A 26,502-nucleotide genomic window follows, 5' to 3' on the forward strand; every position below is an offset into this window, starting at 1 on the left:
CAGCAACGTGCCTTCTACTTTGGCCGCTACGCAGAAGCAGGCTTCTGCACTTAAAGTTAGATTGCATAAAAAGGCAGCCATTCGGCTGCCTTTTTATGCTCAGCTAGTGGCTACTACCGGGGGCGTCCCGTTTAAGGAATTATCCATTATTCTGTTAACAGTCAATCCAATGTCTAAGCAACTCCAACAAACGCTCGCCCTTGGTGCGATAGCCGGTATGCGCAGCATGTCGGCGCCCGCCACCATTAGTCACGTCCTCAGCAACAATAAATCGAAGGCTATTGGCCGGTCGCCGCTGCGGTTTTTGCAGTCGCCAACCACGGCTAAGCTGCTGAAAGGAGTAGCTATATCCGAAATGGCCGCCGACAAACTGCCCGGTATGCCCGACCGCACCGCGCCGCCGATTTTGCTGGGACGTATTTTGGCGGGCGGCTTGGCGGGTGCGGCAGCTTATAAAACCCAGAAAGACAGTGTAGTAAAAGGCGCGCTTATTGGCAGTGCAGTGGCGGTGGCCGCCACCTACGGAGCCTTGTACCTGCGCAAAGCACTAGGTTCTAGTACCGGCGTGCCCGATCCGGTGTGGGCGGTGCTGGAAGATAGCTTGGTTCTCAAAAGCGCCCTTTCCGTAGTGCACGATGCTCGTCGCAGCACCAATAATCAGTTGTACTAGAGCTTTATAGTCGTAAAAAAGCCCCCAGAGGATCTCTGGGGGCTTTTTTGTATCTACTAGTAGCGATTCGCTACTGTAGTTAGTGGTCTGTTATTGCTGCGTAGTTTGTCCACCGCCACTACCTGACGTTGTGCCGCCTGTTGTAGCGCCGTTGCCACTCTGATCGGTGCCTGAGGCTTGCGATGGTGCCTGCTTCGCGTTTTGGCTGTTGCCGTCCTGCGCTTTATCCACCGGAGCTGGCTGACCCGAGGCCGTTTGCGGCGACGTAGCCGTGTTGCCGCCCGGAGCCGAGTTCATCGCGTTATCAACAGACTGCTGCTGATCGGCGGCCGAACCTTTGCCCGCTGGGGGCTGCACGTTCTGTACACGGTTCACGCTGTCGCGGTCAGTCTCGTTGCTGGTCGCGTCTTTGGCCGCTTCCGTGTTGAGGTTCTTGTCGAATTGGGTGTTTTCGCCGGGGCCCTTTTCGTAGTCGCAGGAGGCTAGCGGGGCCGTAGCGACCAGCAGAATAGCCAGCGCGTAACGCTGTTGAAGTTTCATAGAAAGTGTTTTGAGTTGAAAGACTAGGGTTGGAAGCCCTGTATACGACAAGCGGGCGTCAATAGCCGAAGCTACTGCGGCAAGAAAGTTTGGGAAACGCATTTTTGTCAGATGAGCTAATTCCGCATGGCCCGATACCTTTGCCGGATGCCCGTTTCAGCCCTAATGAATTGGAGTGGGGGCAAAGACTCCGCCCTCGCTCTCTACCACGCCCTGCGCGACCCCAGCTACCAGGTGACGCATCTGCTCACCAGCATCAACGCTCACTACCAGCGCGTATCTATGCACGGCGTGCGAGTGGCGCTGCTCGAAGCGCAGGCCCAGCGCATCGGATTGCCGCTGGTGCCGCTGGCACTTCCCGAATCGCCCAGCATGGAGGAATATGAGCGGCTTATGCACGATGCCTTGGCTCCGTTGCAGGCCCAGGGCGTGAGTCAGGCTATTTTCGGGGATATTTATCTGGAAGATCTTCGGGCCTACCGGGAGCAGCAACTGGCGCGTGTGGGGTTGGGGGGCATTTTTCCACTCTGGCAACGCCCTACTGCCGATTTGCTGCGCGAATATATCGACTTAGGCTTTCAGGCTGTAGTGGTGTGCGTGAATGAGCAGCACCTCGACGCCAGCTTCTGCGGCCGCCTCCTCGACGCTGATTTCCTCCGCGATTTGCCCCCCGGCGTTGACCCTTGCGGCGAGAATGGCGAGTACCACAGCTTCGTCTTCGACGCCCCGTATTTTAGCAGCCCGATCCCGTTTGTGCGCGGCGAGTTGGTGCGCCGCACCTATCCGGCCCCTACGCCCGGCGCACCTGAAGCCGGCTTTTGGTACTGCGATTTGCTGCCAGCCTCGTAGCTCATTCCTGCGGTGTGGGCAAGTAGGCGTGAAGAATGATTTTATCAGCATAACTTGAATAACGCATCCATATTCCTCTCCAAATCTGAACGCCGCATGAGCCAGCCGTATACTATCCCCGCCACCACTCGCATTGGCCATGTACACCTGAAAGTGGCTGATTTAGATCGCGCCATCGACTTTTACTGCGGCCTGCTGGGCTTCGAGATAACCCAGCGCTACGGCTCACAGGCCGTGTTTATCTCGGCGGGGGGCTACCATCATCATATCGGGCTGAACACGTGGCATAGCCTGGGCGGACCACCCGCGCCGCGCAACACGGCTGGCCTGTATCACTTAGCCATTCTGTACGCCACGCGGCCAGAGCTGGCCATGGCCCTGAAGCGGCTGCTAGATGCCAACTATCCCGTCACCGGGGCCGCCGATCATGGCGTGTCGGAAGCTATTTATCTCAATGACCCCGACGGCAATGGCGTAGAGCTGTACTATGACCGCCCGCAGGAGGAGTGGCCTCGTTCTGCCACCGGCGAAATCAATATGGTGACCGATCCGTTGGATATTCCAGCATTGCTGGCATTAGCTAAATAAGTGCAAGAACCAAAAAAGCCCCCATAAACATTTCTGGGGGCTTTTTTGGTTATAAGCAATAGTCGTTTGCTTGGGCCCCTTCGCGCAAAACCCAGTTGCCGGGCTTATTGAGCCAGTGCAGCTTTTCACCGGGAGCTACGCCGCGGGCAAAGTTGAGCGAGCATACATCAATGGTTTCAGTCTCAACACGATTCACCGATACGTGCTCCACATATTGAAGCACGAGCTTTTGCTCATCAATGCAGTGCGGATGCAGCGCCAGATTGTGCGAAGGGCTGTTCATGGCCGCCGACGGATACAGGAGGCCATCGAACTTTTCGCCTAACCCCAAGGCTTCGGTAAGGGCAATGGATAAGCGGTAGCGGTGCTCTTCGCCGGGCTTAATGGGCTGAGTGAAGCAGCCTGTCATAAACTCAGTCATGAGTCGCTCCGGCTCCGGTAGCTGCTTTAGTGCCTTCCGTAGTACCTTCTCGCGGTCAGAGTGCGGGTCGTCGGCGCAGAGGTCGGCGTGGCTGAAGCCTGCAATGCGCAACGGCTCCCGGGCCTGCCAGCGGCTGATGATGATTTGGTCGCCTTTTTTTACACCGGCCTCAAAAAATGGTGGGTGCCAGGTGGCGCTGCAGTAAAACATGGGTACGCCCGCCCGGTTGGCGCGCTGATCGTTTTTTACCCGCTCAGCCGGCGCATACGACACATCGGCGAAGCGGTGCGGGAGCTTCTCGCAGGGCGTACCCCGGTACAGCAGCAGGCCGGCATCAAAGTCCAGGCAGCGTAGTGAGTGACCCGCGAGTAGCTCACGCATCAGTGGTACCAGATCGTCAACGGATTGCTCGCGAAGGTCGAGCTTATGAATAGCGGCTATTTTCTCTTTAATTTCCTTCGCAGCCGATTTGTGGGTGTTGGGTTGGGAGGAACGCATGGGTGGGAAAGCTGAATAAGTATAGACGAGCTTGGTGGCTATAGAACCTAATGAGACCTCACCCCAGCCCTTCTGGAAAGGGGCAGAGTGAGGTCTCACTGGGGAATCCAGGGTAGTTTACGGCAAAAATTAGCGGCGGTAGCGCTTCTTGCCCTTTTTGTTCTTCACTACTACCAGCGCCACTGTGGCAGCCAAGCCCAACCCTAGCGCCCACTTAGAGAAGGCGGTGCTCACCGCCGGCGGTACCGAGGTCACGCCGGTTTCGTCAGCGGTAGCGGGCTGGGGCACGTAGCGGCCGTGCTTCGGAATGGCTACTTCATCGAAGTTATCTACGAGCGCCTGAAGCTGCTGCAGGAGTTGCGTGCCGTGCATCGGAATGCCGTGGCCGGTAGCAGCAATTTGGGGCTTCAAATCGGCCAGCAGCGCCACTGATTGGCAGGCCTGGGGCCAGTTGGGCGTGAAATAAGCGGGCGGACCATGTACCTCTTGGCGTTGCTCCCACACCGCCGAGCCCGATTCCTGCTTCACGGTCACGAAGGCGTCGCCGGCAAGCAGTACGCGGTCGTGCTCGCGGAAAAACGCAACGTGGCCGGGTGTATGGCCGGGCGTATGATACCAGCGCCAGCCGGGCAAGTGCGGTACCGAGCCATCGGCTGGCAGCTCCTGCACCCGGCTGCCGAGGTCGATGGGCTGCTTGGGGTAGAGAAAAGACAAAGCCGCCATCGCGCCGCCTCCCACGGTTGGGTCGGGTGGGGGATAAGACGAGCGGCCCGTGAGGTAAGGCAGTTCCAGCTTGTGCGCGTACACGGGCACATCCCACTCGGTGGCCAGCGTAATTAGCGCCCCTACGTGGTCGAAGTGGCCGTGGGTGAGAATGATGGCGGAGGGCCGCGCCTCCGGGCCAAATATCTCGGCCGCATGGCGACGAATAGTGCCAGCCGAGCCCGGCAGGCCCGCATCTACTAATACCCAGTCAGGGGTTGGCGCTTCCGGCTCGCGCACATAGTACAGATTGGTAAATACATTACGCAAACCCCAGATACCCGGCGCAACGGCCTGAAGCTGGGGCGTACTAGCTCGGTTAGCCATATAGAAATGTGTTTTGGTTAGAGATAATGAAGTAGGTAGGAAGTGATACGCCGGGGGGCTTTTTCTGGTTGATTTCAACCAGAAAAAGCCCCCCGTAAAGCCAGCGGCAACGCACTGGTCAAGGAAATGGCAGAGGCTGCTTATTTGGTGGGCAGCGCGGTTTCGCAGCTACAGAGCACTTCCCGAGTGGGCTTAACCACCCGATAGTTGGGCTGCGAAACTTCCTTCATATAAATGACATCCAGCCGCTGTACGGGGGCATTGCTGGAGTCTTCATTCCATACGCGCAACAGATAGTTGCAGTAGTACGGGCGCAGGTAAGCGTTGGAAATGAACAGGTAATTCTCAGAATACTTGCGCCACCGGTCGTTTTTAAACAACGACACCACCGACTTTGGCTTGGCCAACGTAACGGGCTTTCCCTTGCGATTCAAGTCAATATGTTGGCCTTTAGGCGTGGTGGCATCCAGAATGTACCAGCCGTCATCTTTGAAAACAGCCGGCGCAAACATGCCCCAGTGCTGATCGACGCGAAACAGATACCCAAACCACCGCAAGGGCTCCGACATGGTGAGTGAAGGCTTGGCAATCGAGTCGAGGTTCCACCAGCATATGTACGCCAGTAGCAACGTGACCACTCCGTTGCGTAAGCCGTGCAGTATTTGGATGGTCTTGGGGGGTAAATTCAGGCTCGATTCCACGTTTACCCGCACCGGGCTGCGCCAGCTATACAGGCGGGCCAAATGGGGCTGCAGGCGCTGCGTGCGCGTCCGCACGTGCCGATCTATCCAGTCCATGGCTGGTGTCGGCAACAAGCCCAGCACCGAGGCCATATTGATGAGGAAGAATAAGCCCACAAACAACGTCAGGCTGATGCCGAAGTGAAACCCGTACATCACCACCACAAACAGCACCCGCCAGAACGGCACGCCCACCGGGATAAACAGCACAAACGGCAGCAGCAGCTCGGTGTAATAAACTGCGAAGGTGAGAAAGCGCATCACCTCCGGAAACTGGTACAGAATCCGGCCGCCCGGCATCAACACTTGGTCGAGGCTAAGAGCGTAGTAGATGGCGGTGCCTTCCGTGGTCCATTCGGGGGCATTTTTGAGCAACGCCGTACACCAGTACACCAGTGCCAGCTGCACCACATACGCCACCGTGGCTGCGCTGAAGTACGAATACGAAGCTGGCTTAGGCTCCGTTCGGCCCGCATCGGCGGAGTACATACGACCCCAAGGCAGAAAAATGCCCCAGAACAGCAGCATCCGCAGCAAATCGTCGCCGCCCTGCCCGATGATGGGGTTCCTATTTTGCAGCGACACCAGCAGCAGCCACGATACCACCGTTGCTAAGCGGGTTTTGTAGCCCAGCAGCAGTAGTATGGCAAACCCAGCCGCCACCAAAAACAGCAGCGCCTGTATTTGCCACAACCCACTGATGTTGTGCAGACTAACTTGGTAAGCATTCCAGTTGCGCTCGTACAGCACATGCAGCGGCAGAATGCCCATGTTGGCATAGTGCGCCTCCAAATCGGTGCTGCGGATGGCAAGGTCGGTCAGAACAACGGCGGCTGTTGCTATGCGCAGCAAGGCCAGCGCCCGCAGGTCGAGCACGAACGGCCGGCGCAAAAAATCGAGGACACGGGTCATAGGAGCCGCGCTGGGGGGCAAAATGGGAGAAAAAAGAAAGCGAAAAGGTACGCCACCGAGTTGGATGGTTTGCCTTTTCGCCTTCAAAAAGAGCAACCGACTTTTAAGGTCGGAATCAGAAATTAGTTTGTCGTGGTGCCGGTAGTAGAGCCACTGGTGGTGCTACCGCTGGTAGAACCCATTGTGCTACTGCCACTAGTAGTGCCAGTGGTGGTACGACCTGACGTGGTGCCGGTGGTCGTACGGCCTGACGTAGTGCCGGTAGTAGTACTACCTGACGTGGTGCCGGTAGTGGTCCGGCCAGTACCCGTAGTAGTGCTACCCGATGTGGTACGGGTATTTGTGCGGCCCGACGTAGTACCGGTAGTAGAAGTGCGGGTAGACTGTGTAGCCGTGGTACGGCCACTAGTTGTGCCAGCAGTAGTTCCAGCAGTGGTACCGACCGTAGTGCCCGTGGTGCTGCCGGCCGTTGAGCCAGCGGTAATAGTGCCCGCCGTGGTGCTACCGGCTGTCATGGTGCCTGTGGTAGAACCGGTGGTCATGGTACCGGCGGTGCTGCCCGCCGTCATCGTGCCAGCGGTGGTTCCTCGGGTCGTACCGGCTGTGGTAGAGCCTGCAGTTACGCTTCCGGTAGTGGCACCAGCCGTAGTTCCATAGGTAGTGCCCGTAGTGGCACTTGTAGTGGTGCCCGTAGTCGAGCCGGTGCTACCGGTGGTCGAGCCTGCGGTAGTTTGTGCAGTGGCGCTAGCCGAAACAAAGACTGCTGCCAAAAGGGCTGCGAACGAAACAAAAGATGACTTTTTCATAGCTTTTTGAGAATGAGTGATAAGAACATGAACAGTAGCATAACAGAAACCATAAACGGTAACTTGTAAGCTGGTAAGCAACTTAAGAGTAGGCCTACGGTCGAAAAATGACCTCCGAAACCAACTTCTATCTATAAAAAGAGGGATAATTACTAGACAGTAATTATCCCTCTGGTCTTAGGTTATATGTTCAAATGAATGAACATGACCCTAGCGGGTGGTTGTGCCCGTAGTAGTGGAGCCCGTAGTAGTGCTACCTGAAGTAGTACCGGTGGTGGTACCAGTAGTGGTGCCCGTGGTAGTACCCATGGTCGTGCTACCGCTGGTGCTACCCGACGTGCTACCCATAGTAGTGGTGCCAGTAGTACCCGTTGTGGTTGAACCAGTCGTGGTGCCGGTAGTAGTAGTGCCGGTGGTGGTACCGCTGGTGCTGCCGGTATCATAAGTCGTGCTGCCGCTGGTGCTGCCCGAAGTAGAGCCGCTGGTGCTACCAGTTGAAGTGTCGCTGGTGGTACCCGTGGTGCTACCGCTGGTCGTGGCGCTATCAGTGCCAGTAGAGGCGCAAGATGACATCAGCGAAGCTGATACAAACATGCCGGCGAATGCGAGAGTCGAGAGAAGAATCCGTGATTTTTTCATTGGAAGGATTAGTTGGTGAATGGGTTAAACCAGAGCGGGATAGAATTCAAGGAGCCCCTTCTACGTGCAAACCGAAAGAAATAGTTACTGATAGATGCATTTATTTTTATGGACGTTTCAAAATAATAGACAATAAATCAAGGTTTTAATTATAAAAACTCGCCTGTAGGCCCTGATTTTACTACTATTGCAGGGTTAAATAAGAATCAGATATAGATCTGTAATTAGAGAGTAAAACAGTTGTAGGGGGCTTTTTAGCTATCGATTAGCGGGTTGTAGAACTACTATATACTCCAGCACCCGCACCTGCACTAGTAGCATCTGCGCCAGCCATTGAACCAGTTGGGCCTGCCGGTAAACTGTGGTGGTGCATACTGTTATGTCTGTGGTCGTACCAGCAATACCTATTGTTGAGTCAGCAGTAGTACTAGGGGCTGGTGGGCCGGGGAAAGTTTCGTCATCGCGGAGAACAACGCCTGCTGATAAGCCCATAACGCCAGTCGCAGTGGCCGATAGTAACAGCGCAATTAGAATGAAAAGTGATTTACCTGTACTACACGTTTGAGATGGAGGGATAACGAAACACTTATCTTTAATGTATTCAAACTAATCAACCGCATTATGTGTGGCTCGTATGGCTACTAAACGCTACGTTTCAGCGTAGCCGTTTGTGTTTGGAAGTAGTCGTATCCTCTATGAAAAATCAGCCCGCCGTTATCTTGTTCGATGGAGTTTGTAACCTCTGCAACGGCTTCGTGCAGTTCGTTATTAACCACGACTCCGGGAGGCATTTTCGGTTTACTTCGCTGCAATCGGAGGCGGGTCAGAAGCTGCTGACTCAATACGGCACAACCGTAACTCCCACTCCCGAAACAGTAGTATTGATTGAGCAAGGACAGGTATTTACTCACTCCACGGCCGTACTGCGCATCCTGCGTGGCTTAGGCGGAGCCTGGCAATTGCTGTACGTGGGTATTCTGCTGCCGCGCGCGCTGCGCGACGCGCTGTACCGTTTCGTGGCGCGGCACCGCTACCAATGGTTTGGCCAGCAAGAGTCGTGCATGTTACCTACACCTGAACTGGCACAACGCTTTTTATAGACTAGAGCGCTTCTAGAAAGTACCTGTACTCGAAGCGTCCAGCCAGCCTATGTAGCCGCCGCCTCGGTGACGGCGGGCAGCAATGTTTTTAGCTGCTTGAGCACCGCCGCATCGGCACCCATAGAGGCGAAAAACCGACTCTCAAATTCTTCTACGGCCCATGCGGCCTGCACCGCCGCCCGTACACCCGCCGGAGTAAGACTTATGGCTTTGGCGCGGGTATCGGTGGCATGTTCAGCGCGCAGGAGTAGGCCTTTGGCCTGCAGTGTACGGAGCAGCTTACTGGTCATCATCTTATCGATGCGGGCGTGGACTGCTAAGTCCGTCTGCGTAATTGTACCCTGCTGGCCCAGCCAATAGGCTGCCGCCAGCACCACAAACTGAGCATGGGTGAGCCCAAATTGCTCCAGTGCCTTCTTTATTTCCCGCTGCCAATGATTGCTGACCTGCCAAAGCAAAAAGCCAGGGCTGTCATCTGGGCTTTCAAAGGAAAAAAGCGAGTGGGCAACCATCGTGCGTAGTCATGAGAAGTAAGTGAACAGAATCTGCCGCTTCATCATACGGACAGGTGCATAATGGTGCTTAAAAAGCCCCCCAGTAATTTTTTAAGCCATGTTTGATCTCTCAAAGGAATCAGTACATTCGAGCTGCCGCCGTGATAAACTAATCAGATCATAGCGCCTCGCTAGCACAGCATGCATGGCTAGCCAACGAGCTAGATATAGCGCCCTCACCAGAGGAGAGAAAGCTTGATCTGAGTCAATAAGAGCGCATTTTATTAGCAAGGTGAGTAGTAATCGAGATTATAGTAATCATGTTTACTATAACTATGCGTGCGCTTTTTGCTTTCTCTGCGTACTAAATTCTATTCCCTCACTTACGCTACATTCATGCAAGTTTTACAACTCGATGGCATCAACCAGCCACTAGTTATTCAGGAAGTACCTACCCCCACACCAGCCGCTGGCGAAGTGCTGGTAGAACTTCGGGCCGCGGCCTTCAATCACCGCGATGTCTGGATTCAGAAGGGGCAATATGGTGGCCTTAAATTCCCGTGCATTCTGGGTTCCGATGGGGCTGGCGTAATAAGCGCCGTGGGGGAGGGAGGCGATGAGTCGCTGTTAGGCCAAGCGGTAGTTATTAATCCGGGCCATAACTGGGGCGACAACCCGAGGGCTCAAGCGAAAAACTTCAAGATTCTGGGCTTGCCCGATCAGGGTACGTTTGCTGAGTACATCAGCGTTCCCGCCCACTATGTGCGAGCCATGCCGGCCCATTTGAGCTTTGAGCAAGCCGCTGCGCTGCCCCTTGGCGGGCTTACCGCTTACCGCGCAGCCTTCACCCGGGCAGAATTGCAGGCGGGCGAGCGAGTACTCATCACGGGTATCGGTGGGGGAGTAGCAGTGCTGGCGCTGCAGATGGCCGTAGCACGCGGCGCTGAGGTGTGGGTAACGTCCAGTTCGGTTGAAAAGCTGGCTCGGGCCCAAGAGCTAGGTGCGAAAGGTGGAGCCAATTACAACGACGAAAACTGGGTGGCCGACCTCACGAAGGAGGCTGGGGGGCTTTTTGACGTAATTATAGATAGTGCTGCTGGTCCCAGCTTCAATGCCTTGCTTGATGCTGCCGCCCCTGGTGGTCGTATCGTGTTCTTTGGTGGCACGCTGGGGGCTATTCCGCAGGTGCCGCCGGCAAAGGTATTCTGGAAGCAACTCACCATCCTCGGCTCCACGATGGGCACGGAGCAAGATTTTGCCGCTATGGTGAGCTTGGTAGAGGAAAAGCAGATTGTTCCGGTCGTAGATCAGGTATTTCCGCTCGCCGAGGGAGAAGCTGCCATCCGCCGTCTGGCCGACGGCGCACAGTTCGGTAAAGTAGTCCTTAGAGTTAAGGACTAGAGCGCGGATTTCGGGCTTTTAAAGAAGGCTAAAATAGAGTAAGTAGAGGCGGTGTTTTAGATGCCAATCTGCGGAAAAATACAAGCTGATAATAGGCAAATCAGGGAATGAAAATGATGCTAAAGCTGTTGTCTTTTTGACTGCTTTTCTGATGTATACCTTACTGCTCTGGCTATGAAATCACCCGCTGAATACCTTACTGGTCCGGTTTTTCAACTGACTTATCCTACCGGCGAAACTGATGAGTCGGTGCCGGTCGTTACCTACGACGATGCATTGCGGGCGCTGGAAGAAGCGTTGGCTGACGCGGAAGAGTACAAGTATTTGTTGCTGCGTGCTATCCGTCGCAATGCCTCGGACGCAGTTGCTCCTGAAGGCACTATAATTACTCCCGAAATGCCGGTAGTTCCTATGTATGCCGAAGCGGCTTAGAGTATTAATCTAGTGATAATAAAGGGCGCCACATATGGCGCCCTTTTTTGTTGCTGGCAGGTTTGGAAAACGTACGTTTACAGTTGGCTAAGGATGTGTTGAGCCAGTGCAGCTGCCTGCTCCCGTAACTCGGGCACGGCTGTCGATTCGAAATAGGCAGGGCGTCGGCTGGGGCCTAAGGTGAAAAACAGCGAAGAAGCCAGGCCATCAGCATCCAGGAGTGCTCCGTGCTCGTCGGTCTGAATGCCCAAACGCAACGGGTCGGAAAGAAGATGCTGTGCTTCCCGGAGGCCTTTAATAAGTGGATCTTGCACGCGGCTGTAGTCGAGTAAAGGACCAGTGCAGGCAATAACATGACGAGCCAAAAGCTGCGCTTGTTGGCTACCGTGCGTTATTTCAACACTTAAGTCGGAGCCTTGGGGGGCAATTTGGCGCACGCGGCCCAAGTGGGTTTGAAGCTGTCCGCGGCTCCGCAGCTGCTCTACCATTGCTACATTCTGCTCCGGGCTTCGGTGCCGCACCACTGACCACAGAGATGATACATGACGCAGAAAACGCTCCTGCTCCGGCAGCGGCCAATTAGTCCATATCCGCCCCAGATCAGGGCGAAGCGAGTCCAGCACATCGCGCCAGTTGTAGCCAGCAGCCTGGGCCGCGCGGATGTGTTGGCGCACTACGCGCACTACCGCGCCTACATCTGTGAGATGAACTAAATCGGAAGCATAAAAACTGGGGTACTGCGCGTGCTGTCCTGGACCGTGCACCGTTGGCCACCAGCCATGACGCGAGACGGCCACAATGGAGCCCTGGTGCCCATCGGCGTGCAAGGCCATGAGTACATCCACGGAAGTAAGGCCAGTGCCAATAAGCAAAACGGAATCCTGGGGGGCAATTCCGGTTAGTGCGCCGGGCGTCCACGGATTGGGATGATAGTTAGGAGGAAAATTGCCCCCTAATCCCGCACTAGCAAGCCCAAGTGGCGGGAAATTGCCCAATGCCAATACCACGCGGTGGCTGCGCAACACGTGGCCATCCGCAAGCTCTACCAACGCCGTATTATCTGTCTTATCGATGGTAGCGGCTATTGCTGCCTGAGAATGCCATTGGATACGCATGCCATTAGCTGCCTCGCCCAGAACCTGACTGACGCATTCCTGGATGTACTGCCCATACGTCTGGCGCGGATAAAAAACGTCTTCGTCGCCCGGCAGGCCTTTTGCCCGTAGCCATTCCACAAAATGCTGTGGCTTATCAGGAAAGGCGCTGATACGGCCCGCCCGCACATTCAGCAAATACTCCGGCCGCGGCGCCGAATAAGCTAAACCCAGTCCCGGCGCGGGACGCGGGTCAACCAGATGTATGTCGTAAGGATAGTGGCCTTTCGCGTGGGCAAACTGCACAGCCAACATGGAACCCGAAAACCCCGCGCCTATTATCGTAATGGTACATCGCTGGGGCATGCAAGTGCAGTAAAAACGGGTGAACGAGTAAAAGCAGGAGGAAGCTCAGGCTTTAAAACGGACAGCCTGACCAAGAGTTTACCAAGGTCAGGCTGTTTTATATTTATCCGGAAAAAGGAGACCGACTGATTTATAAATAAGCGCCGCTCACTAAATAATTCTGCACGTAGTCTTGAATGCCATCCTCGAGCCGCGTGAATGGCCGATCATAGCCAATGCTGCGCAGCTTCTGCATTTCGGCCTGCGTGAAGTATTGGTAAGTATCGCGAATATCTTCGGGCGTGTCTTTAAAACGAATGTCCGCTGTTTGATTAAGGGCCGCGAATGTGTTCAGCGCCAGATCTAAGAAGGTGCGCGCCTCGCCGCTGCCCAAGTTATAAATGCCCGAATTTTTGCGGTGGTGCATCAGAAAATAGCACACCTCGCACACGTCCTTCACATACACAAAGTCGCGCTTCTGCTCGCCATCGGCGTATTCAGGGTTGTGAGAGCGGAATAGTTCCATGGAGCCCGTACGCCGAATTTGCTCGTAGGCGTGAAATATCACCGAAGCCATGCGGCCCTTGTGGTATTCATTGGGCCCATACACGTTGAAAAACTTTAAGCCGGCCCAAAAAAATGGCTTTTCAGTCTGCGCGACGGCCCAGTTGTCGAAGTCATTTTTTGACTCACCATAGGGGTTAAGCGGGCGTAGCAACGGCAGCAGCGCATCCTCATCGGCGTAGCCCAGCGTGCCCGAGCCATACGTAGCCGCCGACGAAGCGTACACCAGCGGCAGCTGGTATTGGCAGCAGGCCTGCCACACTTTTTTAGAGTACTCCAGATTCAGCAAATCCAGGATTTCACGACTCTTCTCGGTGGTATCGGTGCGGGCGCCGAGGTGGAAGATGAATTCTACCTGCTCGTGGTTTTTGTCGAGCCAGTCAAAAAAATCGGTGCGGTCCACGTACTCGCGCAGACGCTTGCCTTTGAGGTTGGCAAGCTTGCGCTCCACGGTGAAATTATCGACCACCACAATATCATTGAAATTGGCGGCATTCAGGCGGGTGACAAGGCAGCTGGCGATAAAGCCGGCGGCCCCAGTGACGACGATCATAGGGCTAATTTTGCCTTAAAAGTAGGCAAAAGCCATGGAGTAGACTCTCAATCCTCATGAACATACTGACAGATCATGCACAAATAGAACGTCATGCAGAGCAGCGCGACGCATCTCGCGTGATGACGTATGGTTACTAATCCAACTAAACACGCGAGATGCTTCGCTCCGCTCGGCATGACGGGCTAGAGTGACGCTCTATCAAATAGCTGTGAGGCAAGTGAAATCACCATCTTTGTGCTATGCATCGTTTTTTGCTTCAATTCCTGGCATTCCTCCCGTTTGGGCTGGTGCTCACGGCGTGTAATTCAGATCAAAAAGCCCCCCAAGCCACTGCGGTCGCCAGAAATGCCCCCCAGCACCTGCGCGACGACCTCGGGCGACCCGTGGTGGTGCCAGCGCATCCGCGGCGCATCATGGCGCTGGCCCCATCCATGACCGAGATGCTGTATGCCGTGGCCGATACTGCTACTATCATTGGCCGTACTCAGGTGTGTGACTTTCCGAATGCGGTGCTGAGTAAGCCTGTTGTGAATAGCTATCCGCTGGACATGGAGCGCTTAGTTGCTCTCCAGCCCGATATCGTGTTTACAGTAGAAGGCATCACCTCGCTCGATGATGCCACGCGCCTTCAGCAACTCGGCGTGCAAGTGTATTACCAACGCTATACCACCGTGCCTGATGTGCTGCGCGGCATGCGTGATATAGGCCGCATTCTGCACCGCGAGCCTCAAGCGCGCCGCCTCACCGACTCGTTGGCTGCGGAACTCAAGCAGTTGGAGCAGCAAACAACAAATAGCTCACGACCCAAAGTGCTGGCCATTACCTGGCAGGACCCCATTTACGTGTACGGCCAGAATACATTGTTTACGGACAAAATTTGGCGGGCTGGGGGGCAAAATGCGGTAGTTGAGAAGTTTACACAGCCCTATCCAGCGCTCACCCGCGAGTACATTCTGCAGCTTAACCCCGATGTGCTGTTAGGCGGTAGTTTCGGTAAGCTCGATAGCACATTCTTCAAAAGCTATCCGGAGCTACGCCGCATCCGGGCCTACCAGACGCGGCAAGTGCACGGCATCAACGGCAACCTGATGGAGCGCCCCGGTCCGCGCGTAGTAGAATCGGTGCGGGAACTCCAGCAGTTGTTGCGCCAAAGTCCGGCTCAGCTATGAGCCGCCGCGTGGGTCCCTGGCTGTTGGCCAGCCTGCTACTTACCATTTTGCTCTTGATTGTCGGGCTTCGGGTGGGCAGCTTCGAAACTGATTATGCCATCATCTGGCGCGCCCTAAGTCATTACGACCCCACCGATCCGGTGCAGTTGGTATTGGTGCAATTGCGCCTGCCGCGCCTACTTCTGGCCCTACTGGCCGGCGCGGGGCTGGCTTTTAGTGGCTACTTAATGCAAGCGATGGTCAATAATGCCCTAGCCGACCCGTATTTGCTCGGAACGGCTTCCGGTGCATCACTAGGGGCCATTCTGTGCTTTGCTTTTCTGGATACCTTAGTGCTGGGGGGCTTTTATCTGCCGCCCTTAGCCGCCTTGGCCGGCGCGTTACTCACCACGATAGTTGTAGTCACGCTTGGTACTCAGCAGGGCCAACTTCGGCCAGCCCAACTGCTACTGGGCGGAGTGGCCGTAGGCGCGCTCACCGCGGCTATTGGCAGTCTGGTTACATTTCTGGCCGCCACCGACGCCAAGCTAAGTACCGTTATTTTTTGGGCGATGGGAAGCTTCGAGCGAGCCGGCTGGAACCTGTTGCCCTACCCAGCCGTGGCCGTTGGCGGAGCATTATTGCTTTTTACTTTTCTACAAAAGGACCTGAATGTGTTGCTGCTAGGGGAGGAGCGCGCCCAGGCGTTGGGCCTGAATGTGATGCGCCTGCGCTGGATACTCATCCTCACCGCTTCCGGCCTGACGGGCTGTATTGTGGCGCTTTGTGGCCCTATAGGTTTTGTCGGGCTAATGATTCCTCACCTTACACGCTGGTTGCTGGGCGTCACGGGTAGGGCCAATTTATTGTTCTGCGCCTTGCTGGGGGGCAATTTTATGCTGGCCTGCGACTTACTGGCCCGCTTGCTCTACCCGCCCGCTGGGCTTCCGGTAGGCTTGATCACCGCCCTTTTCGGCGTACCGTTCTTCGTATATTTGCTGCGGAAAAAGCGCGTCGCGCTTTGAGAAGCTGATCTGCTGCGCTGTTAGTCATTTCATTCCCGTTTCAGCTTCTTTCGCATCCGCCTATTATTTTACTAGCACCGCCACAAATGATTTACGTCAGCCGCCAGGAGCATTTCAATGCCGCGCACAAGCTGCACAACCCCAACTGGTCCGACGAGCGCAACCGCGAAGTATTTGGCCCCTGCGCCAATACCAACTGGCACGGCCACAATTACGACCTCATCGTAACCGTAAAAGGCCAGCCCGATCCGGAGACCGGCTTCGTAATTGATCTCAAACAACTAAGCAACCTTATTCGCGAGCACATTACCGAACAGGTAGATCACAAAAATCTTAACCTGGATGTGCCCTTCATGCAGGGCAAAATGGCCAGTACCGAAAACTTGGTAGTAGCGTTTTGGGAAATCCTGACGCGTGAATTAGGCTCTATATCCTCCGCTCAACTCCACTGCATCAAACTGTACGAAACGCCCCGGAACTTCGTAGAATATTACGGCGAGTAAAGGGTTATTATGGTGAGCGTCACCCGCGAATAATCTGTCACCTATTCAATTCTGTACCCATTGAAATATTACCTCATTGCCGGCGAGCGTTCCGGAGATTTTCACGCCGCTAACCTGATGTGTGCGCTACGCACAGAAGATGCCGCGGCCGAATTCCGGTGTTGGGGCGGCGATATGATGGAGGCTGCGGGGGGCAAATTAGTGCATCATTACCAGGAAATGGCCATTATGGGTTTCCTAGAAGCGGCCACCAGTATTCTCAAGTTTCGCGGATTCCTGAAAGAATGTCAGCGCGATTTACTAGCGTACAAGCCTGACGTTTTGATTCTGGTTGATTATGCGGGTTTCAACCTGCGGGTTGCCAAGTTTGCCAAGCAGCACGGCATTAAGGTATTCTATTATATCTCCCCTAAAATCTGGGCTTGGAACCAAGGCCGCGTACATACGGTGAAAGCTGTAGTCGATAAGATGTTTGTCATCTTACCTTTCGAGCAGGAATTCTACCAGCGTTTCGGCTACGATGTCGATTACATTGGTAACCCTACCGTTGATGCCGTTGCCGAGCACGAAGCCTCGACTGACTTCCGCGAACGAAACCGAATTCCGGCTAACAAGCCCATCATTGCCGTTCTGCCTGGCTCGCGCAAGCAGGAAATTGAGAGCATGCTCTATGTGATGCTTTCGGTGCTGCCGCCGTTTCTAAATTACCAGTTCGTTATTGCTGCCGTCTCCAATCTGGACCGCAACTACTATCAGAACTTCCAACGTAGCGAAAACATCACCATCGTCTCCGACCAAACCTACGATCTGCTCCGCCACGCCGATGGAGCTATGGTTACGTCTGGTACGGCTACCCTCGAAACCGCGCTCTTCGATGTGCCGCAGGTGGTGTGTTACAGCACCAGCATTGTTTCCTACACCATTGCCAAAGCCTTAATTAAGGTGCCCTATATTTCCCTGGTGAACTTAGTGGCTGGCAAAGAAGTCGTGAAAGAATTGATTCAGGGCGAGTTCAACTCCCGTAATCTGGTGCAAGAGTTGAAAAATATTCTAGAGAATCCCGAATACATCGCTCGCCAAAAAGCCGATTATGCCGAGCTGCGAGAGAAGCTTGGGCGTAGCAATGCCGCGCAGAAAGCTGCTAAGCTGATGATAGGGTATTTACAGTAGCAGATCCAATGCGGTTGTGATAGTTCGATTCTAATAGCATTGCTTAAAAAAGGAAAGCCCGAGGATATATCCTCGGGGCTTTCCTTTTTTAAGCAATGCTTTAATCCACTAAGCTGCTCGCAACTGCTTCAGCGGTGATTTCTCAAATTTGCTTTGCGCGTAATCCAGGTCGATAACGAGTTCCTGAACATCCGTTTCAGAAGGCATATCAAACATGGCATCTGTCATGATGCTTTCGCAGATAGAGCGCAAGCCGCGAGCACCAAGACGATATTCGTCGGCTTTCACAACAATGTACTCCATAGCCGCCTCAGAGAAGGAAAGTTTGATGTTTTCCATCTCAAATAAGCGCTGATATTGCTTTACAATCGAGTTTTTAGGTTCTGTTAGAATCTTACGTAGCGTAGCGTGGTCGAGCGGATTTAGGTGGGTGAGTACCGGCAAGCGGCCGATCAGCTCAGGAATGAGCCCAAACTGTTTCAAATCCACGGCTGTCACGTAGCGCAGGAAATTCTGGGTATCGACCTTCTCATCCAACATCGTTTTGGAGAAGCCCATGGGCTTGGTGTTCAAGCGGCTCTTGATGATGCGCTCAATGCCAACAAAAGCCCCCCGCAGATGAACAGGATGTTTTCGGTGTTCACCGTAATCATCTTTTGCTCAGGGTGTTTGCGGCCACCGTGGGGAGGTACATTCACTGTAGTGCCTTCTAGGAGCTTCAGCATTGCCTGCTGTACACCCTCGCCACTCACGTCGCGCGTGATGCTAGGGTTGTCGCTCTTACGAGCGATTTTGTCAATTTCGTCGATATAAACGATGCCGCGCTCGGCAGCCTCTACATTGTAATCAGCTGATTGGAGCAGGCGAGTCAGAATGCTTTCTACATCTTCTCCCACATAGCCGGCCTCCGTAAGCACAGTAGCATCGGCAATGCAGAACGGTACTTGCAGAATGTTGGCCAGCATACGCGCCAGAAAGGTTTTACCCGTTCCGGTTTCGCCGACCATAATGATGTTTGACTTCTCGATTACTACATCATCCTTGGTGGCGGGTTTCTGCATCAGGCGCTTGTAGTGGTTATACACCGCCACTGACATCACCTTTTTCGCTTCATCCTGACCAACCACGTACTGATCCAGATACTCCTTCATCTCGCGCGGCTTCACGAGGTTGAATTTTGGCGTCTTGCTGTTTGAGCGAATTTTGTTCTCTTCGTTCAATATCTGCTGGGCCTGACCCACACAACGCTCACAGATGTGCGCGTTGATACCGGAAATCATTACCGAGACGTCTTTTTTGCTCTTACCGCAGAAGGAGCACGTAATATCTGCCATTGCCTGGATTATCAGAATAGGATAGGTAATCTCCGCTCACGCCGGAGCGGCATCAAAGGTACAAAAGGCTAACGCCCTGCGTACAAAAAAAAGTTGCCCTTCCTTAGAGCTTCTATTTAAAAGTAAAAATCCCATCCCTGGTTTTTAGGCCAGAAATGGGATTTCAATTTAGATTAGACCGTCGTATTGATCGATCAACAAAGACAGCTTAAGCTACTTTGCGCTCAAGTACTTCATCAATCAGGCCATATTCCTTGGCTTCATCAGCACGCATCCAGTAGTCACGGTCGGAGTTGTCATGAATTTCCTGATATGTCTTGCCTGTGTGCTGCGCCAAAATGTCGTACAGCTCTTTTTTGAGCTTCAGGATCTCGCGAGCGGTGATTTCGATATCAGAAGACTGGCCTTGTGCACCACCAGAAGGTTGGTGAATCATAACGCGAGCGTGGGGGAGGGCTGAACGCTTGTCTTTGGCACCACCAGCCAGCAGTACTGCGCCCATCGACGCAGCTAGGCCAGTGCAGATAGTGGCTACATCAGGACCCACATACTGCATGGTATCATAAATACCCAGACCGGCATACACGGAGCCACCGGGTGAGTTGATGTAGAGCAGAATATCCTTTTTGGCGTCCGCTGATTCTAGAAATAGCAGTTGAGCAGTGATGATATTGGCAATATAATCGTCAACGGCCGTACCCAGGAATACGATGCGGTCCATAATCAGGCGAGAGAATACGTCAATCTCAGCAAAGCGGGTGGGGCGCTCCTCAATGACCGAGCGGGTCATGCCCGTTACGGAATGGCGCATCTGGCCTTCCATGTGGTGCAGGTATTGATCGACACCCAAGCCGCTCAAGCCTTGGCCTTTAACAGCAAACTTGCGGAATTCTTGTTTATTCAGCATGGCAAATAATAATGGGAGAAGAAGTGTAAAAGCGAAGCCGTTGGGCAACAAAAAAGCCCTAACGGCAAGTAAGGGCTTTTTTGTGGGTTAGAAAACCGACAGACTAGCGTTGGCTAGCTGCCTGATTCCGGAAGTCCTCAGCCGAAATCGGCTTATCAGTAACAACAACTTTGCCGCGCAGGTTTTCAAGTACTTTCTCTGCCAGAATGGCCTCATACTCGTCTACGTAGTTTTTGCCATTCTCCTGCTTCAAGTAATTGTCGGCGAAGCTGCGGATAGAATCCTGCAGTTCTGGCGTCATTTCCATGTTGAACTGACCCAAAATCTTCTGCATAGTACGCTCTACGATTTCGTCGTTCGACACCTTCAGACCCTGCTCTTCTACTACTTTATTGCGAATCATCGACCACTTCAATTCGCGCTCGTAGTCGTCGTAGTGCTCTTCTACTTGCTCCTCAGTGAGTTTGCCTTTGTTCGCGCGCACCAGCCACTTCTTGAAGAACTCCTTGGGAACTTCGATGGTCGTATTATTTACCATCTGGTCCACTATCTGACGGTTAAGCAAGCCATCAGACTCACGGTCGTAGTTCTCCTGTACCGTAGTGCGCACTTTCTCATCGAATTCCTCGCGAGAAGTAATGATGTCCTTGCCGAAAACTTTGTCGAACAACTCCTGATCCAACTCGGGCTTGGTCGTGCGGTTGATTTTCTCAACATTCAGCACGTATTCGCCGCTTGCGTTGGCAGCCTCATCTTTCGAAAGGCCGGAGAAGTTGGCAATAGCAGAAGCATCGCCATCGAAAGCGTCCTTCAAATCGAAGGTCACGGAATCATTAGGCTTGACACCGATAAATTTATCGACGTTGTTCTTTACCTTATTAATAGGCAGCAACACCGTGCGGCCTTCGCCTTCCTCATCAGCTTTTTTGAGCTTACCATAGAGGTAATCAGTAGCTTCCGAGGCCTCAGGGTTGGTGCTCTCACCATACTGGCGAGAAATCTGGTCGTAGGTTTCCTGTAATGTAGCCTCGTCAACACCTATTTGATGACGCTCCACATTCAGTGTTTGATCAGCAGGCAGCTCAAAATCAGGAAGTAAGCCCAATTCGAACTTGAAATCGAAATCCTTCTGCGTGTCAAAGTCGATATCACTAGCCACGGGCAGGGGCTCGCCCAGAATGCGCACGTTGTTTTCTTTGATGTAATTATCAACTGCTTTGCCTAGCAAACCGTTGATTTCTTCTACCAGAATGCTCTTTCCGTACATCTTACGAACTAAGCCTACGGGTACTTTACCCGGCCGGAACCCTTTGATTTGCGCTCTCTTGCTGTAGTCCTTGAGCTTGTTATCAACTGTGGCAGCATAGTCAGCCTCAGTCAGGTGTACTGTCAGGATGGCACTAAGCTGGTCGTCGTTTTTATCGAGGGTAATATCCAAAACAGATGGTCGGTTAAAGGGTAACGGAAAAGAAACGGGCCGGCAGCCGGCGAAAAAGAAACCCCCAACGTTTGGGTTGAGGGTTTGGGCATTCTTTAAACTAATATGTGCGGATGGAGGGACTCGAACCCACACGCCTTGCGGCACCAGATCCTAAGTCTGGCACGTCTACCAATTTCGCCACATCCGCCGCAAGGCCAACTGCCTCGGGGCCGCAAAGCTACGCAACGAGTTGGGAAATTCAAACCAACTCCGCAATGAGTAGAGAAGGATTATAGTAAACCCGCGCAGATTTGCCCCCGCGCACTTTATTTAATGAAATTCAGTGCTGCTCGCTTTCATTCGGATAGCAATCTAGTCTTCTTAAGCCTGATTTTGCCCCCCAGCAGTTGAGCCGCACCTTTTTATGCTGCTGGGTTGTTATAAATGCAACTCGCCCGCTAATCATACGCTGAGTTCGTACTTTCGCAGATAACCACGGAGTATTTGCTCCGCCCGCTTACATGGCTACCCTAATTGATCCTGAAGTAGAGCGCAACGAGATTCTGCGGCATTATCGCCGCTTACTTCGTACCGCTAAGCCGTACTTGCACGGCAACGACGCTAAGCTTATTAAGAAAGCTTTTAATACTTCCTTGGAGGCGCATAAGAATATGCGTCGCAAGTCTGGCGAGCCATATATTCTGCACCCGTTGGCGGTAGCGCAGATTGCCGTGGAGGAAATCGGGCTGGGCACCACGAGTATTGTTTCGGCGCTGCTGCATGACGTAGTAGAGGACACGCCGATGGAAATATCGGATGTCGAGCGTGAGTTTGGACCCAAGGTGGCGCGCATCATTGACGGGCTAACCAAAATTTCAGGCGTGTTCGACTACGGTACCAGCGAGCAGGCCGAGAACTTTCGCAAAATGCTGCTTACCCTTTCCGAAGATGTACGCGTCATTTTGATAAAGCTTGCCGACCGGTTGCATAATATGCGCACGCTGGAGTCGATGCCCCGGCATAAGCAACTCAAAATAGCCTCCGAAACTATTTACTTATACGCTCCGCTAGCGCATCGTTTGGGGCTATATGCTATCAAAACCGAGCTGGAGGACCTGTACTTAAAGTACACCGATACGGAAGTCTATAATGACTTGGTGACGAAAGTACGCCAGAGTCGCAGCGCGCGTAATCGCTTTATTAAGGAGTTTGTCGCGCCTATCGACGAGGAATTGAAAGATCAGGGCTTCGATTTTGAGATTAAAGGCCGCCCCAAATCGATTTATTCCATTCTGCGCAAAATGCGTAAGCAGAACGTGACCTTCGATGAGGTGTATGATTTGTTTGCCATTCGCGTCATTCTGGATGTGCCGCAGGAGCAAGAAAAAGCCGCTTGTTGGCAAGTGTATTCGATCGTTACCGACTTTTATCAGCCCAATCCCGACCGCCTGCGCGATTGGGTAAGTACGCCCAAGGCCAACGGTTACGAAAGCCTGCATACTACGGTCATGTCGCGCACAGGGCAGTGGGTAGAGGTGCAGATACGCTCTAAGCGTATGGACGACATCGCCGAGAAGGGCTACGCCGCTCATTGGAAATACAAGGATACCGGCACCGTGCAAGCGGAATCGACGCTGGAGGCTTGGATTGCGAAGGTGCGTGAGATGCTTGAAACCAATAATTCAAGCGCGCTGGAGTTCATGGATGAGTTTAGGCAGAACCTCTTTGTTAAAGAGGTGTATGCTTTCACACCTAAAGGTAAGCTGGTGATTCTACCTGATAAGGCTACGGCATTGGATTTTGCCTTTGATATTCACTCGCAAATTGGCTTACAGTGCTTGGGGGCCAAAGTCAATCAGAAGTTGCAGCCATTAAGCTATCAGCTCCGCAACGGTGATCAGGTAGAAATCCTGACTTCTCACAAGCAGCGCCCCACGGAGGAATGGTTGCAGTATGTAATTACGTCGAAAGCCCGCTCAAAAATTAAAGAATACCTGCGTGATGATAAGCGCTCGAAAGCAGAGGACGGGCGTTATCTGGTAGAGAAGCGGCTGGAACTACTGGGAATCGAGAATAACCAGGAAAACTTAAACCGCCTGCTGGCTCACTTTAATATTTACAACGCACAAGATTTCTTCTATCGCTTGGCAATCGGCCAACTTGACGGGCGTGAAATCAAGGTGGAATTGTTCGATCCAACGATTGAATCGCCTCAGTTGCCTTCTTCCTTGGCGCCAAGATCCTTCGATCAGGAAGTGCAAAAGATTCGGGGTGTGAATGCCAATATGCTCGTTATTGGGGAGCACACAGATAAGTTCGACTATCATATTGCCCCTTGCTGCAATCCGATTCCGGGTGATGATGTGTTTGGTTTTGAGACAGAAACCGAAGGCATTATCATTCACCGAACGTCTTGTCCACAGGCTGTAAAGCTCATGTCGAACTACGGCAGTCGCATTGTGCGTGCCAAGTGGACTGATCAGTTGGAGCTGGCTTTTCTGGCTGGTATCCGCATCAAGGGTTCTGACCGGGTAGGCTTGGTCAATGACGTGACGCGTATTATTTCCAATAGCCTCAAAGTCAATATGCGCTCCATCACCATCGATTCGAACGATGGAATGTTTGAGGGGCAGATTATGGTTTTTGTCAATGATACCGACCACTTGCACAAAATGATTCAGCGCCTCAGTAGGGTAAATGGCGTGCTGCTAGTGGAGCGCTTTGCTACATAAGTTCTTAATAGTCCTAGTGAGCCCTAGTTGGTATAAAGAATAAGCTGGGGGGCTTTTTAGCGGTCAGTAATTGGCTTCATCATTATTCAATGGGCAGAAAAGCCTCCCAGTGCTGGAAAGAATTTGGTGATTTAGACAAACGCCCGAAAGTTGAGACTACTAACTCATCTTACCCCCTTACCTTTGTTACTCCTTATATATAAGGTTACAGAATGCTTGATAGAGATAAATTTGAGGAGGTGAAGAAAATTTTCACCGCTTACTTAGAGAATAAAGGATTGCGCAAGACCTCCGAACGCTATGCCATATTGGAGGAAATATATTCTCGTACCGGTCACTTTGATGTTGAGGAGCTGTATACTGGCATGAAAGCCCAAGGCCTACAAGTGAGCCGAGCTACAGTATATAATACGCTTGACTTGTTGGTAGAACATGGGTTGGTAAGCAAGCATCAATTCGGACGTAACCTCGCTCAATATGAGAAGTCATATGGCTACCGGCAGCACGATCATGTTATCTGTACGGAGTGCCACAAAGTAGTCGAATTCTGCGACCCCCGCATTCATGGCATTCAAACCATGGTCGGTGAGCTTTTGAATTTCCATATCTTGCACCACTCTTTGAATCTGTATGGCGTTTGTGGCGATTGCCGCGCTAAAGCCGCCCGCTTACTTCCTGAATGAAAACTGAATCCGCCGTTCAAGACGGTATCCTCTTCGTTCGCCTCACTGGCGACCTCATCGGCAGCCCCGATTCCCAGCCTCTACTGCAAACTATCAATGACCACCTCGGTGAAGGTATAATTCACTGTGCCATCGATCTGTCTAATGTGCGTTTTATCAATAGCACAGGTATTGGGGTAATGGTATCCATTCTAACAAAATTCCGCAACCAAGGAGGCGAATTAGTACTGATCAATCCTTCCGACCTCGTTCGTAAGCTTTTGGTTATTACCAAGCTCGACGCCATTTTCATTATTGCGGCTGATGACGCATCAGCTGCCGAACAATTGAAAGCTACAATCTAATGCCAGTTGACGTACTTGTTGGATTACAGTGGGGAGATGAAGGGAAAGGCAAAATAGTAGATGTATTAGCCCCCACATATGATGTGGTAGCCCGTTTTCAGGGTGGGCCAAATGCTGGTCATACCCTTACGTTTGATGGCCTAAAGCATGTGCTGCACCAAGTCCCTTCGGGTATTTTCCACTCACACATAATAAATGTAGTTGGTAATGGTGTTGTTCTTGACCCCGTGGTTTTCCGGGGTGAGCTGCAAAAGCTCACTGATCGGGGAGTCAACTGGGCTCCCAACCTATATATCTCTAAAAAAGCACAGCTTATACTTCCCTCTCATCGTGCTCTCGATCGTATTTCAGAAGAAATGCGTGGGGGGGCAAAATTGGGTCTACTCTCAAAGGTATTGGTCCCACTTATCAGGATAAGATTGGCCGTACAGGATTACGAATAGGGGATGTATTGTTGCCCACCTTTCGGCAGCGGTATACAGAAGCCGTAGCCCGGCATGCGCAGTTTGCGTCTTTCCACGGCCGAGATCTTGAGATTGAATCCTTAGAAGAGGATTTTTTCTCTGCAGTCGAATTTCTGCGTACGCTTCAACTCAGTGATACTGAGTACTTGCTGAACGATTTGCTAAGACAGGGAAAACGCATTCTCGCTGAAGGGGCTCAAGGTTCTTTGCTAGACGTTGATTTTGGAACCTACCCATTTGTCACTTCGTCTAGCACCATCGTTGCCGGCGCTTGTACAGGTTTGGGCGTAGCACCCCGTCATATTGACCGAGTATATGGTATTAGCAAAGCCTACTGTACTCGTGTTGGTAGTGGTCCATTCCCTACTGAGCTACATGATGAAGTAGGAGAGCAGATACGTCAGGCAGGTCGTGAATTTGGTTCTACCACTGGTCGACCGCGGCGTTGCGGTTGGATAGATTTGCCTTCCTTACGCTATAGCATTATGCTGAATGGCGTAACGGAACTGCACTTGATGAAGGCAGATGTACTTGATGAGTTTGCTGAAATTCAGGTATGCACTCACTATCGGACGCTAGATGGGCAGGATACAGACCTCCTGCCAGATTACGAAGCAATGCAGACCTTGACTCCGGTATATACTACATTGCCCGGCTGGCGTACTGAGCTACAAAATATTTCAGATGCTGAAGCCCTCCCCATTGAGCTTCAGTCATACTTGCAATTCCTTGAACACCACTTAGAAGTACCCATCCGTATAGTAAGTGTTGGTCCCGATCGGATAAGTACTTTACACTTGAAGTAAGAAAAAAGATACGGCGAGCCTTGACTTATTTAAAACTCGCCGTATCTTTGTCGTCCTATTCAGCAACAGGCTGAAAAGTGGTACTTAATTCTTTTGTTTTTCTCTTGAGATTGGACATATAAAGGTAGTAGCTTTGTAGCCCAATTGATTAGAAAAAGCATACGTTTAGCACTCACTGTGTTTGTATAGTAAGCCCAAAGCTGAGCAAAAATAAATCTTACTTATTTC

Annotated in this window: 24 protein-coding genes, 1 tRNA gene and 2 pseudogenes; 14 read left to right on the plus strand and 13 right to left on the minus strand. The window is 52.6% G+C overall.

The annotated features are described in order from the left end of the window. Nucleotides 1-169 precede the first annotated feature (169 nt). Complete coding sequence (locus EPD59_RS06365; protein ID WP_133272055.1) at nucleotides 170-670, plus strand: DUF4126 family protein; 501 nt, start codon at nucleotides 170-172, stop codon at nucleotides 668-670. Between the two features lie 90 nt (nucleotides 671-760). On the opposite strand, the gene EPD59_RS06370 is transcribed toward EPD59_RS06365, so the two are convergent. Then, nucleotides 761-1,210, minus strand: a complete 450-nt coding sequence (locus EPD59_RS06370) for a hypothetical protein (RefSeq protein ID WP_133272056.1) — start codon at nucleotides 1,208-1,210, stop codon at nucleotides 761-763. A 147-nt stretch (nucleotides 1,211-1,357) separates the two neighbouring features. Between EPD59_RS06370 and EPD59_RS06375 the strand changes: the two genes are divergently transcribed. Beyond that, entirely contained in the window at nucleotides 1,358-2,059 is a 702-nt protein-coding gene (locus tag EPD59_RS06375; protein ID WP_240731645.1) for a Dph6-related ATP pyrophosphatase, read from the plus strand. A 96-nt stretch (nucleotides 2,060-2,155) separates the two neighbouring features. After that, entirely contained in the window at nucleotides 2,156-2,647 is a 492-nt protein-coding gene (locus EPD59_RS06380; RefSeq protein ID WP_133272057.1) for a VOC family protein, read from the plus strand. A gap of 49 nt (nucleotides 2,648-2,696) precedes the next feature. Here the strand turns inward: EPD59_RS06380 and EPD59_RS06385 are convergent, their stop codons facing one another. From EPD59_RS06385 to EPD59_RS21520, 5 genes are all read right to left on the minus strand, one after another. Continuing rightward, entirely contained in the window at nucleotides 2,697-3,566 is an 870-nt protein-coding gene (locus EPD59_RS06385) for an RES domain-containing protein (protein ID WP_133272058.1), read from the minus strand. Nucleotides 3,567-3,695: 129 nt separating this feature from the next. After that, a complete protein-coding gene (locus EPD59_RS06390; protein WP_133272059.1) occupies nucleotides 3,696-4,655 on the minus strand; it encodes an MBL fold metallo-hydrolase in 960 nt (319 codons plus the stop codon). Nucleotides 4,656-4,795: 140 nt separating this feature from the next. Further along, nucleotides 4,796-6,307, minus strand: coding sequence for a hypothetical protein (locus EPD59_RS06395; RefSeq protein ID WP_133272060.1), 1,512 nt, complete (start codon nucleotides 6,305-6,307; stop codon nucleotides 4,796-4,798). A gap of 122 nt (nucleotides 6,308-6,429) precedes the next feature. Continuing rightward, the gene (locus tag EPD59_RS06400) at nucleotides 6,430-7,113 is read right to left on the minus strand and encodes a hypothetical protein (protein WP_205703491.1); all 684 of its coding nucleotides are present in this window, start codon (nucleotides 7,111-7,113) and stop codon (nucleotides 6,430-6,432) included. A 210-nt stretch (nucleotides 7,114-7,323) separates the two neighbouring features. Continuing rightward, nucleotides 7,324-7,752 carry a hypothetical protein gene (locus tag EPD59_RS21520; protein ID WP_165963494.1) on the minus strand — a complete coding sequence of 143 codons (429 nt, stop codon included), beginning with the start codon at nucleotides 7,750-7,752 and terminating at the stop codon, nucleotides 7,324-7,326. Nucleotides 7,753-8,447: 695 nt separating this feature from the next. Here EPD59_RS21520 and EPD59_RS06410 point away from each other — a divergent pair. Next, nucleotides 8,448-8,852 carry a thiol-disulfide oxidoreductase DCC family protein gene (locus tag EPD59_RS06410; RefSeq protein WP_133272061.1) on the plus strand — a complete coding sequence of 135 codons (405 nt, stop codon included), beginning with the start codon at nucleotides 8,448-8,450 and terminating at the stop codon, nucleotides 8,850-8,852. Between the two features lie 47 nt (nucleotides 8,853-8,899). Here the strand turns inward: EPD59_RS06410 and EPD59_RS06415 are convergent, their stop codons facing one another. Then, nucleotides 8,900-9,310 carry a MarR family winged helix-turn-helix transcriptional regulator gene (locus tag EPD59_RS06415; protein ID WP_205703492.1) on the minus strand — a complete coding sequence of 137 codons (411 nt, stop codon included), beginning with the start codon at nucleotides 9,308-9,310 and terminating at the stop codon, nucleotides 8,900-8,902. Nucleotides 9,311-9,742: 432 nt separating this feature from the next. On the opposite strand from EPD59_RS06415, the gene EPD59_RS06420 reads away from it, so the two are divergent. After that, a complete protein-coding gene (locus EPD59_RS06420) occupies nucleotides 9,743-10,747 on the plus strand; it encodes a zinc-binding dehydrogenase (protein ID WP_133272063.1) in 1,005 nt (334 codons plus the stop codon). Nucleotides 10,748-10,921: 174 nt separating this feature from the next. Beyond that, the gene (locus EPD59_RS06425) at nucleotides 10,922-11,179 is read left to right on the plus strand and encodes a hypothetical protein (protein ID WP_133272064.1); all 258 of its coding nucleotides are present in this window, start codon (nucleotides 10,922-10,924) and stop codon (nucleotides 11,177-11,179) included. Between the two features lie 77 nt (nucleotides 11,180-11,256). Here the strand turns inward: EPD59_RS06425 and EPD59_RS06430 are convergent, their stop codons facing one another. Together EPD59_RS06430 and rfaD are read right to left on the minus strand one after the other, a co-directional pair. After that, nucleotides 11,257-12,639 (minus strand): FAD/NAD(P)-binding protein, encoded by a 1,383-nt coding sequence (locus EPD59_RS06430; protein ID WP_133272065.1) that lies wholly within the window; start codon nucleotides 12,637-12,639, stop codon nucleotides 11,257-11,259. A gap of 130 nt (nucleotides 12,640-12,769) precedes the next feature. Then, nucleotides 12,770-13,735 carry an ADP-glyceromanno-heptose 6-epimerase gene (gene rfaD, locus EPD59_RS06435; RefSeq protein WP_133272066.1) on the minus strand — a complete coding sequence of 322 codons (966 nt, stop codon included), beginning with the start codon at nucleotides 13,733-13,735 and terminating at the stop codon, nucleotides 12,770-12,772. Nucleotides 13,736-13,977: 242 nt separating this feature from the next. Here rfaD and EPD59_RS06440 point away from each other — a divergent pair, with 242 nt between their 5' ends. From EPD59_RS06440 to lpxB, 4 genes are all read left to right on the plus strand, one after another. Further along, nucleotides 13,978-14,907: an ABC transporter substrate-binding protein gene (locus EPD59_RS06440; protein ID WP_133272067.1), complete on the plus strand. Its 930-nt coding sequence runs from the start codon at nucleotides 13,978-13,980 to the stop codon at nucleotides 14,905-14,907. After that, on the plus strand, nucleotides 14,904-15,911 hold the full coding sequence (locus tag EPD59_RS06445) for a FecCD family ABC transporter permease (RefSeq protein ID WP_133272068.1): 1,008 nt from the start codon (nucleotides 14,904-14,906) through the stop codon (nucleotides 15,909-15,911). Before EPD59_RS06440 ends, EPD59_RS06445 begins: the two co-directional genes overlap by 4 nt. Before the next feature lie 86 nt (nucleotides 15,912-15,997). Further along, nucleotides 15,998-16,414, plus strand: coding sequence for a 6-pyruvoyl trahydropterin synthase family protein (locus EPD59_RS06450; RefSeq protein WP_133272069.1), 417 nt, complete (start codon nucleotides 15,998-16,000; stop codon nucleotides 16,412-16,414). Between the two features lie 60 nt (nucleotides 16,415-16,474). Further along, nucleotides 16,475-17,584 carry a lipid-A-disaccharide synthase gene (gene lpxB / locus EPD59_RS06455; RefSeq protein WP_133272070.1) on the plus strand — a complete coding sequence of 370 codons (1,110 nt, stop codon included), beginning with the start codon at nucleotides 16,475-16,477 and terminating at the stop codon, nucleotides 17,582-17,584. Nucleotides 17,585-17,692: 108 nt separating this feature from the next. On the opposite strand, the pseudogene clpX reads toward lpxB, so the two are convergent. From clpX to EPD59_RS06475, 4 genes and pseudogenes are all read right to left on the minus strand, one after another. After that, nucleotides 17,693-18,918, minus strand: a pseudogene (gene clpX, locus EPD59_RS06460) (ATP-dependent Clp protease ATP-binding subunit ClpX). Between the two features lie 208 nt (nucleotides 18,919-19,126). Beyond that, entirely contained in the window at nucleotides 19,127-19,825 is a 699-nt protein-coding gene (locus tag EPD59_RS06465) for a ClpP family protease (protein WP_133272071.1), read from the minus strand. Between the two features lie 103 nt (nucleotides 19,826-19,928). Beyond that, nucleotides 19,929-21,263, minus strand: a complete 1,335-nt coding sequence (tig, locus tag EPD59_RS06470) for a trigger factor (RefSeq protein WP_133272072.1) — start codon at nucleotides 21,261-21,263, stop codon at nucleotides 19,929-19,931. Between the two features lie 108 nt (nucleotides 21,264-21,371). Further along, nucleotides 21,372-21,453, minus strand: a tRNA-Leu gene (locus tag EPD59_RS06475). Between the two features lie 313 nt (nucleotides 21,454-21,766). Between EPD59_RS06475 and EPD59_RS06480 the strand changes: the two genes are divergently transcribed. The 4 genes and pseudogenes from EPD59_RS06480 to EPD59_RS06495 all read left to right on the plus strand — a co-directional run bounded on the left by EPD59_RS06480 (nucleotide 21,767) and on the right by EPD59_RS06495 (nucleotide 26,274). Then, on the plus strand, nucleotides 21,767-23,977 hold the full coding sequence (locus EPD59_RS06480) for a RelA/SpoT family protein (protein ID WP_133272073.1): 2,211 nt from the start codon (nucleotides 21,767-21,769) through the stop codon (nucleotides 23,975-23,977). A gap of 212 nt (nucleotides 23,978-24,189) precedes the next feature. Beyond that, nucleotides 24,190-24,660, plus strand: a complete 471-nt coding sequence (locus EPD59_RS06485) for a Fur family transcriptional regulator (protein ID WP_133272074.1) — start codon at nucleotides 24,190-24,192, stop codon at nucleotides 24,658-24,660. After that, the gene (locus EPD59_RS06490; protein WP_133272075.1) at nucleotides 24,657-25,004 is read left to right on the plus strand and encodes an STAS domain-containing protein; all 348 of its coding nucleotides are present in this window, start codon (nucleotides 24,657-24,659) and stop codon (nucleotides 25,002-25,004) included. Before EPD59_RS06485 ends, EPD59_RS06490 begins: the two co-directional genes overlap by 4 nt. After that, nucleotides 25,004-26,274, plus strand: a pseudogene (locus tag EPD59_RS06495) (adenylosuccinate synthase). Before EPD59_RS06490 ends, EPD59_RS06495 begins: the two are co-directional and overlap by 1 nt. Nucleotides 26,275-26,502: the final 228 nt, after the last annotated feature.

It is taken from the genome of Hymenobacter radiodurans, from assembly GCF_004355185.1.
In the GTDB taxonomy this organism is placed as follows: domain Bacteria; phylum Bacteroidota; class Bacteroidia; order Cytophagales; family Hymenobacteraceae; genus Hymenobacter; species Hymenobacter radiodurans.